Below are 12634 nucleotides of genomic sequence, written 5' to 3' on the forward strand. Positions count from 1 at the left end.
GCCTCATTGTCCTCGACGGCGCGCATCCTGGCTGCCGCAAGCGACAGCCGCAGACGGTCGACAAACCCCTGCCGGTCGCCGCGATAGAGCCTTTTTGCCAGTTCGCCCTCGGTCGTCTTCGGCTCGACGGCGGTGGCGAGCGCCCAGTGGCGCAGGCGATCCGCTTCGGCGGTCGAGAGTTTGAGCCGCTCGGCGAGCGTCTTCATGCGAGCGGCATCGGGCGGCACGATCGCTTCCAGTCTGAGCAGCGGGTCGGGTGCCCAGCCCAGATCCTTGCCGGCCTTGGCCAACCCATGGATGGCATCGATGCCCCATTTCTCGCTTTCCGGCAGCGCCGCGGTCAAGACACCTGCCTGCCGCATCCAAAGCAGCGCCCGTGACGGATCGGGCGCCGACAAAAGTTTCTTCAGTTCCGACCAGATTCGCTCGGACGAAAGCTGGGCCAGCCCTTCCTTCAGACGGGCGCAGGCTTTCAGCCCCTCGGCGTCCGGCCGTCCGTCGCCGTACCAGGCGAAGAAGCGGAAGAAGCGCAGGATGCGCAGGTAGTCTTCGCGAATGCGCGCTTCCGGGTCGCCGATGAATCGCAGCCGGCGCGCCTCGATGTCGGCAATGCCGCCGACCAGGTCGACCACCTTGCCATCGGCCTCGGCATAGAGCGCGTTGATGGTGAAGTCGCGCCGCTCGGCATCGAGCTTCCAGTCGCGCCCGAACGACACTTTCGCGCGCCGCCCGTCGGTTTCGATATCGGCGCGCAAGGTGGTGATTTCATAGGGCTTTCCGCCGGCAACCACGGTGATCGTCCCATGCTCGATGCCGGTTGGCACCGCCTTGAACCCTTCCGCTTCGGCGCGGCGGAGGGTTTCCTGCGGCAGGCAGGTGGTGGCGATGTCGATGTCGGCGACCGGCTGGTCCATCAGCGTGTTGCGCACCGCGCCGCCGGCGACTCGCGCCTCTTCACCGCCTTCGGCCAATGCGAACAGCAGGCGTTGCAGATGCTTGTCGGTGAGCCAATCGGCCCTGCCCGCGATCGAGACACTCACGCATAGAGCCTTTCATAGAGAGTACGAAGGATGCCGGCGGTGACGCCCCAGATGCGCCGGTCGCCGTAAGGCATGTCGTAGAAGAACCATTCGAGATCGTTCCACATACGGCTGTCGCGCTTGTGGTTGGCCGGGTCCATCAGGAAGCGCAGCGGCACTTCGAAAGCGGCATCGACCTCGTCTGCGTTGAGCGTCAGTTGGAAACCGGGCCGCACGATGCCAAGCACCGGGGCGATGCGGTAGCCGCTGCCGGCGACATAGTCGGGCATGCGGCCGATGATCTCGATGCGATCCCGGCCAAGCCCGATCTCCTCGAAGGTCTCGCGCAGCGCCGCCGCCTCAGGGCTCGGATCGGTCGGATCGATAGTGCCGCCGGGAAAGGCCACCTGCCCCGAATGGCTGCGCAGCTTTTCGGCCCGTTTGGTCAGAAGAACCGTCGCATCGCCCTCATGATCGACCACCGGGATCAGCACCGCGGCATTGCGCAGCGCCTTGCCCTGGTTGAGGCGCGGATGGCCGGGGTTGAAGCGATGGTCGCCATAGTCGTCGTCGCCTGCATGTGCATCGGGCTGCACGGCAAAGCGCGCGCGAAAATCCGCGGATGAAAACGGCGCCGGCGTCGCCTGGTCCATCACGCGCTCAGCCGCTTCAACTGGTCCGCCGGCATGATCGGGAACACGGCGCCCTTGGAGCGCACCGCGAACATCGTCTCGCCGTCGATTTCGATCTCCTCGCCATGCCCGACCAGTTCATACATCACCGGCCGCGCCACCAGCGCCTCCAGACGGCCACGCACCAGCACATAGGGCTTCAACCCGCCGGTCTCGTTCTCATCGACAAACCGCAGCGGCCGTTCCGGCCCGGCTTCGACGACGTCGCCGACATTGGTGCGGAAGGTGATTGTCTGCGCCTCGCCGCTGCCCGAAACGTCCATTTCGACGGCGATGAACGGCGCATCGGCGACGCGGATGCCGACCTTTTCTACCGGTGTCACCAGATAGGTCCTGCCATCGGCGTCCTTGCGCAGCACCGAGGAGAAAAGCTGCACCAGCGGCATGCGCCCGATCGGCGTGCCCAGATAGAACCAGGTGCCGTCGGCCTTGATCTCCATGTCCAGATCGCCGCAGAAGTCGGGATTCCAGCGTTCGACAGGTGCCGCGCCCTTGCCGGCACGGGCGGCGCGCGAGATCAGCGCCTCGAGACCACGCGCCTCGGTGGCATCAGTCAGGCTTTCTTCACGATGTCCCAAGGGTCCCGTCATGGTCACGAAATAGTCACTGTTGTTCCGCTTGTCAGCCTAAGTCTGTGATTTAAGTTTCGATGTAGGCGCCACGCGAGGCCGAATCGCGGCAACTTATGGTATGGTGCAGCCGTTGTTCCAGCCATGGTATTCCAACCACAAGGATCGATGCGGCATGAGCGTGATGGTCAAGGAAAGCCCGATCAGCGAAAAGGACATGATCGCCGAGGCCGAGAAGGCGCTTGCCGACATCTCCCGGATCCGCGACGGGGTCGGCCGGGTCATCTTCGGACAGGAAAGCGTCGTCGAGCGCACGCTGGTGGCGCTGCTGGCCGGTGGCCATGCGCTTTTGGTCGGCGTGCCGGGTCTCGCCAAAACCAAGCTGGTCGAAACACTTGGCATCGTGCTCGGCCTCGATTCGCGTCGCATCCAGTTCACGCCGGATCTGATGCCGTCCGATATCCTCGGCTCCGAAGTGATGGAGCAGGACGAGACCGGAAAACGCTCCTTCCGCTTCATCTCCGGGCCGATCTTCGCCCAGCTGCTGATGGCCGACGAGATCAACCGCGCGTCGCCGCGCACTCAGTCGGCGCTGCTGCAGGCCATGCAGGAATACCACGTCACCATTGCCGGCGCCCGCCATGACCTGCCGGCGCCCTTCCACGTGCTGGCAACCCAGAACCCGCTGGAGCAGGAGGGCACCTATCCGCTGCCCGAGGCACAGCTTGACCGCTTCCTGATGCAGGTGGACATCCTCTATCCCGAAATCGAGGCGGAGCGCCGCATCCTTCTGGAAACCACCGGCATCGAGGACGCGAAAGCGCAAAACGTGCTGCAGCCGGTGCGGCTGAAGGAGATCCAGACGCTGATCCGCCGCATGCCGGTGCCTGAAAGCGTCGTCGAGGCGATCCTGACGCTGGTGCGCTCGGCGCGTCCCGGCCAAGGCAATGCCGAGACCGATAAGAACGTCGCCTGGGGTCCCGGCCCGCGCGCCAGTCAGGCGCTGATGCTGTGCACAAGGGCGCGCGCGCTTTACGACGGACGGCTGGCGCCCTCGGTCGACGACGTCCGTGCGCTGGCCGAGCCGGTGCTGCAGCATCGCATGGCGCTGACCTTCGCCGCCCGCGCCGAAGGCACCAGCGTGCGTGACGTGGTGGCGAAACTCGTGAAAGGGATTTGATGCCGCGCATCGGCGAGGTCCAGGCTCCGGCAGCGACGCGCGACGCGCTCGCCCGTGGCCGATTGCGGGCCTCGCTTGTGCCAGACCTGCTGGTCGAGGCGCGGCGCATCGTCAACACCGTGATCGCCGGCTGGCACGGCCGCCGCAAGCGCGGCATCGGCGAGAATTTCTGGCAGTTCCGGCCCTATGTCGAGGGTGATTCCTCGCGCATCGACTGGCGCCGCTCGGCCCGCGACGACCACACCTATGTGCGCGACCGCGAATGGGAAGCCGCCCATACCGTCTGGCTGTGGGCCGACCCCTCGCCGTCGATGCCCTACAAATCGACAGGCGCCAGCGTTTCCAAGCAATCGCGCGCGCTGGTGCTGGCGCTGGCCATGGCCGAGCTGTTGTCGCGCAGCGGCGAACGCATCGCCTGGCCGGGCCTCACCGACCCGTTCACCGCCCGCAACGGCGCCGAACGCATTGCCGCCCAGTTGATGCATGCCGGCGAGCTGCCGGCAAAACCCGACCTGTCCGACATCAGGCGCTTCTGCGACATCGTCATCGTCAGCGACTTCCTCGATCCTGTCGAGGAGACGATGGCCTGGCTCGACGTGCTGGCCCGCCACGGCGTGCGTGCCCACCTGATCGAGGTCGCCGACCCGGCCGAGGAGACCTTCCCCTATGCCGGCCGCACCGAATTCACCGATCCCGAGACCGGCGACAAGCTGACCGCCGGCCGCGCCGAAATGCTGGGTGATGAGTATCGCCTGCTCTACACCGCCCGCCGCCACGAACTGGCCGCCTGGTGCAAGCGGCTTGGCTGGAGCTTTACCGTCAACCACACCGATCGGCTGGCCTCCGACGCGCTGGTGCGGCTGCACATGGCGATGACCACTGATGGCCCCTCGGTCAGGCCGACCGCTGGCGGTCGTGCCGGCATCGCTGGTGGCGATCGGCCAGGAAAGGCTGTCGCATGAGTTGGCTGCCGCTCTCCTTTGGCGCCCCCATGGTGCTGTGGGGCCTGCTGGCACTGCCGGTGATCTGGTGGCTGCTCAGGCTGACGCCGCCCAAGCCGCAGACCGAGATCTTCCCGCCGCTGAAGATCCTGGCGCGCGTGCTGAAGCGCGAGGAGACGCCGCAGCAGAGTCCGTGGTGGCTGACGCTGCTCAGGCTCTTGATGGCGGCCCTCATCGTCGCGGCATTGGCCGACCCGGTCTTCAATCCGCGCGAAAAGCTGCCGGCCGAGGGAGCCGCCCTTGCCCTGGTCATCGACAATGACTGGGCAAGTGCCGCCGACTGGGGCAAACGCGTCGCCACCGCCGAGCGGCTGATCAACGACGCCGGCTCCAACGGCGTGCCGGTCGTCATCGCCTTCACTGCCGAAAAGGCCAATGCCGAGATCGGCCCGTTCGATGCCGCCACCGCCCTTGACCGGCTGCGCGCCGCCAAGCCGCGGCCGATCCCGACCGACCGGCCCGCCGTCTATGCCCGCGTCGCCGGCGTGCTGGAGACCTTGCCCGGGGCCAGTGTCGCCGTGCTTGCCGACGGCCTGGCGGCAAAAGGCGATGAAGCCGCCTTCAACACGCTTTTGTCGAAAAATGCCGCCCGTGTCGTCTGGGCAACCGCCGACAGGCTGTCGCTGACGGGCCTGACCGCCGCCGACAACCAGGTCGACGGCTTTGCGCTGACCGCCATCCGCGCGCCGGGCGACCCTGCCCCGGCGCAGGTCACCGCCGGCGCCTTCGACGACAAGGGCCGCCGCATCGCCGATGCGACGCTGACCTTTTCGCCTGGCGAAACCACCGCCACCGGCACCATGGCGGTGCCGTTCGAATTGCGCAACGACTTCGCTTCGATCGCGCTCGACGGCGAGCGGCAGGCCGGTGCGGTGCGCGTCCTCGACGAAAGCTCCAAGCGCCGCCGCGTCGGGCTGCTGTCGCAGGCCGAGGCCGACCAGGCGCAGCCGCTTTTGTCGCCACTCTACTACATCAGGCGGGCGCTGCAGCCCTTCGCCGATCTGGTCGAACCCTCCAGCGCCGACCTCGCCGACGCCATCCCGCAGATCCTCGACCAGAAGCCCGCGATGATTGTCATGGCCGATATCGGCACCATTCCCGGACAGGTCCGGCAGAGACTTGTCGATTGGGTCGACAATGGCGGCACGCTGGTGCGTTTCGCCGGTTCGCGGCTGGCCACGGCGGGCGATGACGACGATTTGCTGCCGGTCCGCCTGCGCACCGGCGAGCGTTCGCTCGGCGGCGCGCTGTCATGGACGTCGCCGCAGCCTGTCACCGAATTCCCCAAGGCCGGCCCGTTCGCCGATCTGGCGCCGCCGACCGAGGTCACTGTCAGCAGACAGGTGCTGGCCGAGCCGACACCCGATATCGTCGAGCGCACCTGGGCGGCCCTTGCCGACGGCACGCCGCTGGTCACCGGACTGAAGAAAGGCAAGGGCACGCTGGTGCTGTTCCACGTCACCCCTGAGGCAACCTGGTCGAACCTGCCGATCTCCGGCAGCTTCGTCGAGATGCTGCGCCGCATCGTGCAGCTGTCGCGCAACCAGGGCGCGGCCATCGCCAATGCCGAAGCCGCTGCGGCGTCGCTGGCGCCCTATCGCATGATTGCAGCCGACGGCTCGCTGGTGCCGCCGACGCCGGATGCACGGCCGCTTGTATCGGGCGCCGGCGCGCTGCCGGTGACTTTTGAAAACCCGCCCGGCCTTTATGGTTCCGAGACGGGTGTGTTTGCCCATAATCTGCTTGAAGCCGACAGCACGCTGGCCCCGCTGGCGCGCCCGCAAATCACTGTTCCCGTCACCTCGATCCAGTATGCCTTTGACGAATCGCGCAATTTGAAGGGCGCGCTGGTCGCGGCCGCCCTGGTGCTGATGCTGCTCGATACGCTGGCGGTATTCTGGATGGGCGGCCTGTTCTCACGCCGACCGCGCCGCGCCGGTGCCATGGCAACCACCGCCGCGGTCCTGATTGCGCTGGGTAGCTTGTTCGGTCATGCCGACCTTGCCCGCGCCGACGACGCCAAGCCGGGTGACGAAATTGCCATCGAGGCGATTTCGAAGACCCGCATCGCCTATGTGCTGACCGGTGTGCCGGGCGACGATTCGATCAGCCGTGCCGGGCTCGAGGGCCTGACCCGCTTCCTGGTCGAAAAGACGGCCCTTGAACCGGGCGCACCAGCCGGTGTCGACATTTCGAAGGACGAGCTGTCGTTCTATCCTTTGATCTACTGGCCGATCGATCCGGCCGCCCCGATGCCGAGCCAGGCCGCCATCGCCCGCATCGACGCCTATATGCAGCAGGGCGGCACGGTGCTGTTCGACACCCGCGACCAGTTCGCCAACGGCATCGGCGCCGATTCGACCAGCCCGGCGACGGAGCGGCTGCGCGACATCCTCGGCAACCTCAACGTGCCGCCGCTGGAGCCGGTGCCGTCCGACCACGTGCTGACCAAATCCTTCTTCATCCTGCCCGAATTCCCCGGCCGCTTCGCCGGCAGCCCACTGTGGGTCGAGGCGTCGCTCGACGCCAGCAATGCCGAGAACCGGCCGGTGCGCACCGGCGACGGCGTCTCGCCTATCATGATCACCGCCAATGATTTTGCCGGCGCCTGGGCGGTCGACGAGAATGGCGATCCGCTGCTGCCGACCGTACCGGCGGACCCGATGCAGCGCGTCTACGCGCTGCGCGCCGGCGTCAACATCATGATGTACATGCTGACCGGCAACTACAAATCCGACCAGGTGCACGTGCCCATACTGCTCGAACGGCTGGGGCAGTAAGATGAGTTTGTTTGGTGCCCTCCGGTCGCGGATAAACCCTCCCCAAAAAGAGGAGGGTAAGGAATGAACTGGTCGATTTCCTTCGAACCGCTGATCTCCTGGCCCCTGTTGGCCTTGGCGCTGGTGCCGCTGGCGCTGCTGGCGCTTGTCGGCCTGTGGTTTCGCCAGCGCGGCTCGGTCTTCCGCTTCATCGCCCTTTTGGCGCTCGCCGCCGCTTTGTTCAACCCGGTGTTCCTCAACGAGGAGCGCGAGCCGCTGAAAAGCGTTGTCGCCCTCGTCGTCGACCGCAGCCAGAGCCAGGATATCGGCGATCGCACCAAGCAGACCGACGAGGCGCTGGCCGGGCTGCAGCAGCGGCTTGGCCGCTTCAAGCAGTTCGACGTGCGGGTCGTCGAGGCCGGCAAATCCGAGGCCGCCGAAGAGCGCACCGAGACACGGCTGTTCGGCGCGCTTGAAGGCGCCTTCCGCGACGTGCCGCCGTCACGCATCGGCGGCGCGATCATGATCACCGATGGCGAGGTCCATGACGCGCCGCCGGGCGCGCCCGATTTCAACGCCCCGCTGCATGCGCTGATCACCGGCAACGACCACGAAAAGGACCGCCGCATCCGCTTCGAGAACGCGCCGCGCTTCGGCCTTGTTGGCAAGCCGCTCGACATGACCTACCGCGTCATCTCGACCGAAAACGAGACTGGCCCGGTCGATGTGCGCGTCTCGGTCAATGGCGAGCAGGTCGCCGTCGAGCACGCCACCGTTGGCCAGGCCATGCCGCTGCAGGTCACCATTCCGGGTGCCGGCCGCAACATCGTCGAACTCGCCATCGATCGCGAGCCGGGCGAACTGACCGACACCAACAACCGCGCCATCGCACTGATCGACGGCATTCGCGAGAACCTGCGTGTGCTGCTCGTCTCCGGCGAGCCGCATGCCGGCGAGCGCACCTGGCGCAACCTGCTGAAATCCGACGCCTCGGTCGATCTTGTCCATTTCACCATCCTGCGGCCGCCGGAAAAGCAGGATGGCACGCCGATCAACGAATTGTCGCTTATCGCCTTCCCGACCCGCGAACTGTTCGTCGAGAAGATCAAGGATTTCGACCTCATCATCTTCGACCGCTACCAGCATCGCGACGTGCTGCCGATCCTCTATTACGACTACATCTCCGAATATGTCGAAAAGGGCGGCGCGCTGCTGATCGCGGCCGGCCCCGAATATGCCGGCGAAAGCTCGATCGCGCGCACGCCGCTGATGGCCGCCCTGCCGGCGATGCCGACCGGCGAAGTTGTCGACAAGGCCTTCTATCCGCGCCTCACCGAACTCGGCCAGCGCCACCCGGTGACGCGTGGGCTCGATGGCTCGGCCACCGAGCCGCCGCACTGGAGCCGCTGGTTCCGCACCATAGGCGTGCAGAACCCGGAAGGCGAAGTGGTCATGAAGGGCGCCGACAACCGGCCGCTGCTGCTGCTCGACCGCAAGGGAGAAGGCCGCGTCGGCATGCTGCTGTCCGATCAGGGCTGGCTGTGGGCGCGCGGCTTCGAGGGCGGCGGCCCGCATGTCCAGCTTTATCGGCGCATCGCGCACTGGCTGATGAAGGAGCCGGAGCTCGAGGAGGAGCGGCTGACCGCCGATGGTCGTGGCATGGTGCTGGAAATCCGCCGCCAGACGATGGCCGACGATCCCGGCGCCGCGCAGATCATCACTCCGTCCGGCAAAACCTTGACGGTCAAGCTCGACAAAGCCGAGCCCGGGGTCTTCCTCGGCAGCGTCGAGACCAGCGAGATCGGGCTCTACCAGGTCGCCAATGGCGACCTCACCGCGCTCGCCCATGTCGGGCCGGTCAACGCACCGGAATTCGCCGACGTCATTTCCACCGAAAACCGGCTGAAGGCGCCGGCGGAAGCCACCGGCGGCAGCGTGCGCCGGCTGGCGTCTTCCACAGCCCTTGGCAGCGACGTGACGCTGCCTTCCATCGTGCCGGTGCGCTCGGCTGGTGCCGCATCCGGCAGCGACTGGATCGGCCTGCGCACGACAGACGACAGCGTGCTCAAAGCCGTCTCGCGCGTGCCGCTGTTCGGCGGCTTCCTCGGCCTCGGCCTGCTGCTTCTGGCAATGGGTTCGATGTGGTACCGCGAGGGACGGTAGCGCGGCGCTCTTTTTCCTTCTCCCCTTGTTGTGGGAGAAGGGAAAGCCCCCTGCTCTACTCCTCCGGCTCCGTCGTGAACATCAGCGGATAGCCCTTGGCCTTGCCGGCATCGGTGGCGCGCGTCGCCTTGGTCTCGGCGACATCCTTGGTGAACACGGCGACGACGCAGACGCCACGCCGATGCGCAGTGATCATCACCCGGTGCGCTTGGTCCTCGCTGAGTTTGAACTCGCCCTTCAGCACCGTCACCACGAATTCGCGCGGCGTGAAATCGTCGTTGATGAGGATGACCTTGTAGAGTTTTGGCCGTTCGACTTGCGGCTTGATCTGGGTACGCGGTTTTGTGGTGATTTCAGGCATCGGAACCGACAGTTTTGCGTAAGCGACGTGACCGCCATTCTGGCACCGGTGAAAACGGTCGTCCATTTTGATCGACGCGCGAAACCGGTGTCCGCCGACGCGGCCATTCACAATCATGTGGGAAAGTGTCGGTTGCCGTTCAACGGCCTTGGCGGCCGAACATGCGACGGCCGGGAATCTGCCGCACGGCCGCAGCGGGCGGTATATCGGGCCGAAAACGGTTTCCGCCGGCATCCGCCCGGCGTTCCAGCCAGGTCGCGATCGGCCACGCGGCGACGCAGATCAACGTCGCGCCGGTCAGCACGACCAGCAGCCAGGTCTGTGCCGGCGTTATGTAGTCCCAGTTGGTGGAAATCGCCGGCGCGAACAGCGAAGGCTCGGTGCGTCCGCTGGCCGGATCGGGGACCGGGCTGGCGGTGAACAGGATAAGCACTCTGGCGAGGCCGGTGGCAACCAGACCGCCGATCACCATCGAGCGCAAAATGGACGAAAGCCGCTTCTTCATGCGGATTGTCCTACACGGCCGGCGTTGCAAACGGGTTAAGTGTCAGTCGAGGCGGAAGCTGCCGGTGCCAGACTTCGCCAAAGATCAGTTGAACCCATCGACCGCTGCATCGCCAATGTCAGGGCTTCAGCGGCTCGGACAGGAAGAAGGCCGCTCCAACCGAAACCAGCTGGAGCGGCCTTGGTCAACAGGCCGGCATTTTATGCCGGACCTTATCAGGTCTTCGGGGCGTCCTTCTTGACGGCCTTCTCAGCAGCCTTCTTGTGCTTCTTGACGGTCTTCTTGACGACCTTCTTGGGAGCAGCCTTGGCCGGAGCGGCAGTCGCCGGAGCGGTGGTCGTCGAAGCAGCCGGAGCAGCGGTCGTGGTGGCGGCGGCGTTGCCGAGAGCCGGCATCGCGAAAGCGAGAGCGACGGCGAGACCGGTTGCGGAGAGGATGGACTTTTTCATGGCTTCGTTTCCTTTTTATGCGGGTCAAGTTTCGGAGCGTTACTGAACCGGGTCGTTCGGCGTCACTCCAAGCAGCTTCAAAGCATTGGCGAGCATCCGGATGCCCTGTGCCTGTTTCTTGGCGGCGCAGTACCGGTTGCCCTTTCTCTGAAGTGCCTTTGCCGCGGTGACCTGCGTTGCCGTGGCATGGGTTTCGAGGGCTTCATCAAATTGGTGGCTGAGATTGGCGCACCGTTCGCTCCGGGTTGTGAGCGTCGCCTTTGCGTCCGATTGTCCGACAGCGGCAGTGACCAGGCAGAAGCCCAGCAACGCACCCAACAAACTGATCGACAACCTTGGCATCGGTTTATCCGTAAACCCGGAGACTAGCGTCGCAGCCGATGACCTGACCGCCACGAGATCAGTTATGCCTTTGAAATTTTTCAGGAGTTTTTCTGAACTGTAGAATTTTGTTTCTGGAGTGTGTCTGAGAAAGCCGGTGTGAACCCCATCATAGCCACTGGCCAACATATGGCCTGAATTCTATCGTGTGGGTTGCGACCGAAGGGCTTGGCAATCAAAGACAGAAGGGCTTGGCAACAATGACAGGGCTGCTGTGAAATCCGATGCACACATACTGATCGTCGACGACGACAAGGGCATCCGCGACCTGCTGCAGGAATTCTTCCAGAAGCGGGGCCTGCACACCTCGGTTGCCGCCGACGGCATCGAGATGGAGACCATCCTGCGGCGCGTCCAGGTGGACCTCATCGTCCTCGACGTGATGCTGCCCGGCAAAAGCGGGCTGGAGCTGTGCCGCGACCTGCGCGCCCAGTATTCGACGCCGATCATCATGCTGACCGCCGTCACCGAGACGACCGACCGCGTCGTCGGCCTGGAAATGGGCGCCGACGACTATGTGCCCAAGCCCTTCGACCCGCGCGAGCTTTTGGCGCGCATCCGGGCCGTGCTCAGGCGCAATGGCGCCGCCGAGCCGAAGCGCGCCACCACCAAGCAGATCTACCGCTTCGCCGGCTGGACGATGGACTGTGCCCGGCGCCGGCTGATCGCACCCGACGATGTCAGGGTCGAGCTGACCATGGCCGAATTCAACCTGCTGCAGACCTTCGTCAAGAGTGCGCAGCGTGTGCTGACCCGCGACCAGCTCATCGAATTGTCCGGCGGCGACAGCGACTATTCCTTCGACCGCAGCATCGACATCCTGGTCAGCCGATTGCGGCGCAAGATGGAGGACGACCCGAAGACGCCCAAGCTGATCCTGACCGTACGCAGCGGCGGCTACCAGTTCCTGCCCGAGACGACCTCCGAATGAGACGTTTCCTGCCGCAGACCTTGCCTGTCTGGGTGCTGCTGATCGTCATTGCCGGCCTGCTGATCAGCCAGGTCGCGACCCTCTACATCGTCTCGCGCGACCGCGCTGCCGCCAACGACGTCGTCGACCTCTACCGGCTCAACGACCGTGCCTTCTCGCTGGTGCAGCTCATGCATGACGCCAGTCCGGACGAGCGCAAGGCGACGGCGACCGGCCTGTTCAACTCCACCTACGCGCTCACCGTTTCGGACACGCCGGCGGTCACTTCGTCGATCGCCGGCGATGACGAACTGGCCGAACTCGAAGACATCCTCGTCGGCCGGCTGTCCAAATTCGGCATCACCGATGCACGCGTGCGCCGCGATCCGGCGACGCGCGAGGCCGACGACGCGGACGGCACGACGCCAGGACCCGACATCGGCCAGGTCGAGCGCGACCTTCTGGTGCTGGCCGCCGACTTCGCCCAGAGCGACAAGCTGACGGCATCGCTGCGCTTCGCCGACGGCCAATGGCTGAATTTCACCGAACCGATCACGCCCGTCGGCCCGATCCTGAGCTTCGACAGCCTGCCGCTCTATTCGCTGATCGCAGGGCTGGTGGTGATCATGTCGATCTGGTCGCTGC

General features: G+C 65.5%; 12 protein-coding genes and 1 pseudogene. 6 read left to right on the forward strand and 7 right to left on the reverse strand.

What is annotated here, in order from left to right; all coding sequences use genetic code 11:
* The 3 genes from EN949_RS25990 to EN949_RS26000 form a co-directional block, all read right to left on the reverse strand.
* Positions 1 to 1040 (reverse strand): CCA tRNA nucleotidyltransferase (locus tag EN949_RS25990; RefSeq protein WP_164782547.1); only part of this gene is annotated, 1040 nt, incomplete at its 3' end.
* Positions 1037 to 1672 (reverse strand): CoA pyrophosphatase, encoded by a 636-nt coding sequence (locus EN949_RS25995; RefSeq protein ID WP_063172947.1) that lies wholly within the window; start codon positions 1670 to 1672, stop codon positions 1037 to 1039. The genes EN949_RS25990 and EN949_RS25995, both read right to left, overlap by 4 nt.
* Positions 1672 to 2301, reverse strand: coding sequence for a DUF1285 domain-containing protein (locus tag EN949_RS26000; RefSeq protein ID WP_127367316.1), 630 nt, complete (start codon positions 2299 to 2301; stop codon positions 1672 to 1674). The genes EN949_RS25995 and EN949_RS26000 overlap by 1 nt, the downstream gene beginning before the upstream one ends.
* A 154-nt stretch (positions 2302 to 2455) precedes the next feature.
* Between EN949_RS26000 and EN949_RS26005 the strand changes: the two genes are divergently transcribed.
* The 4 genes from EN949_RS26005 (at position 2456) to EN949_RS26020 (ending at position 9383) form a co-directional block, all read left to right on the forward strand.
* Positions 2456 to 3460 carry a MoxR family ATPase gene (locus EN949_RS26005; protein ID WP_013529968.1) on the forward strand — a complete coding sequence of 335 codons (1005 nt, stop codon included), beginning with the start codon at positions 2456 to 2458 and terminating at the stop codon, positions 3458 to 3460.
* Entirely contained in the window at positions 3460 to 4422 is a 963-nt protein-coding gene (locus tag EN949_RS26010; RefSeq protein WP_127371821.1) for a DUF58 domain-containing protein, read from the forward strand. The genes EN949_RS26005 and EN949_RS26010 overlap by 1 nt, the downstream gene beginning before the upstream one ends.
* Positions 4419 to 7241, forward strand: coding sequence for a DUF4159 domain-containing protein (locus EN949_RS26015; RefSeq protein ID WP_127371822.1), 2823 nt, complete (start codon positions 4419 to 4421; stop codon positions 7239 to 7241). Before EN949_RS26010 ends, EN949_RS26015 begins: the two co-directional genes overlap by 4 nt.
* Positions 7242 to 7304: 63 nt before the next feature.
* Entirely contained in the window at positions 7305 to 9383 is a 2079-nt protein-coding gene (locus tag EN949_RS26020) for a membrane protein (protein WP_027162170.1), read from the forward strand.
* A 55-nt stretch (positions 9384 to 9438) separates the two neighbouring features.
* Here EN949_RS26020 and clpS read toward each other — a convergent pair whose 3' ends face one another.
* The 4 genes from clpS to EN949_RS35975 form a co-directional block, all read right to left on the reverse strand.
* Complete coding sequence (gene clpS, locus EN949_RS26025; protein WP_013529964.1) at positions 9439 to 9744, reverse strand: ATP-dependent Clp protease adapter ClpS; 306 nt, start codon at positions 9742 to 9744, stop codon at positions 9439 to 9441.
* Positions 9745 to 9883: 139 nt separating this feature from the next.
* Complete coding sequence (locus EN949_RS26030; RefSeq protein WP_127367150.1) at positions 9884 to 10249, reverse strand: hypothetical protein; 366 nt, start codon at positions 10247 to 10249, stop codon at positions 9884 to 9886.
* A 215-nt stretch (positions 10250 to 10464) separates the two neighbouring features.
* Positions 10465 to 10698 (reverse strand): hypothetical protein, encoded by a 234-nt coding sequence (locus tag EN949_RS26035; RefSeq protein WP_013529962.1) that lies wholly within the window; start codon positions 10696 to 10698, stop codon positions 10465 to 10467.
* Positions 10699 to 10737: 39 nt separating this feature from the next.
* Positions 10738 to 11040, reverse strand: coding sequence for a hypothetical protein (locus tag EN949_RS35975; RefSeq protein WP_024504541.1), 303 nt, complete (start codon positions 11038 to 11040; stop codon positions 10738 to 10740).
* Between the two features lie 253 nt (positions 11041 to 11293).
* On the opposite strand from EN949_RS35975, the gene EN949_RS26045 reads away from it, so the two are divergent.
* Together EN949_RS26045 and EN949_RS26050 are read left to right on the forward strand one after the other, a co-directional pair.
* Positions 11294 to 12010 carry a response regulator transcription factor gene (locus EN949_RS26045; RefSeq protein WP_013529960.1) on the forward strand — a complete coding sequence of 239 codons (717 nt, stop codon included), beginning with the start codon at positions 11294 to 11296 and terminating at the stop codon, positions 12008 to 12010.
* Positions 12007 to 12634, forward strand: a pseudogene (locus tag EN949_RS26050) (osmolarity sensor protein EnvZ); the annotation flags it as partial. The gene EN949_RS26045 and the pseudogene EN949_RS26050, both read left to right, overlap by 4 nt.

The sequence above is a fragment of the Mesorhizobium sp. M7A.F.Ca.US.007.01.2.1 genome (genome assembly GCF_003998165.1).
GTDB classification, from domain to species: Bacteria; Pseudomonadota; Alphaproteobacteria; order Rhizobiales; family Rhizobiaceae; genus Mesorhizobium; species Mesorhizobium ciceri.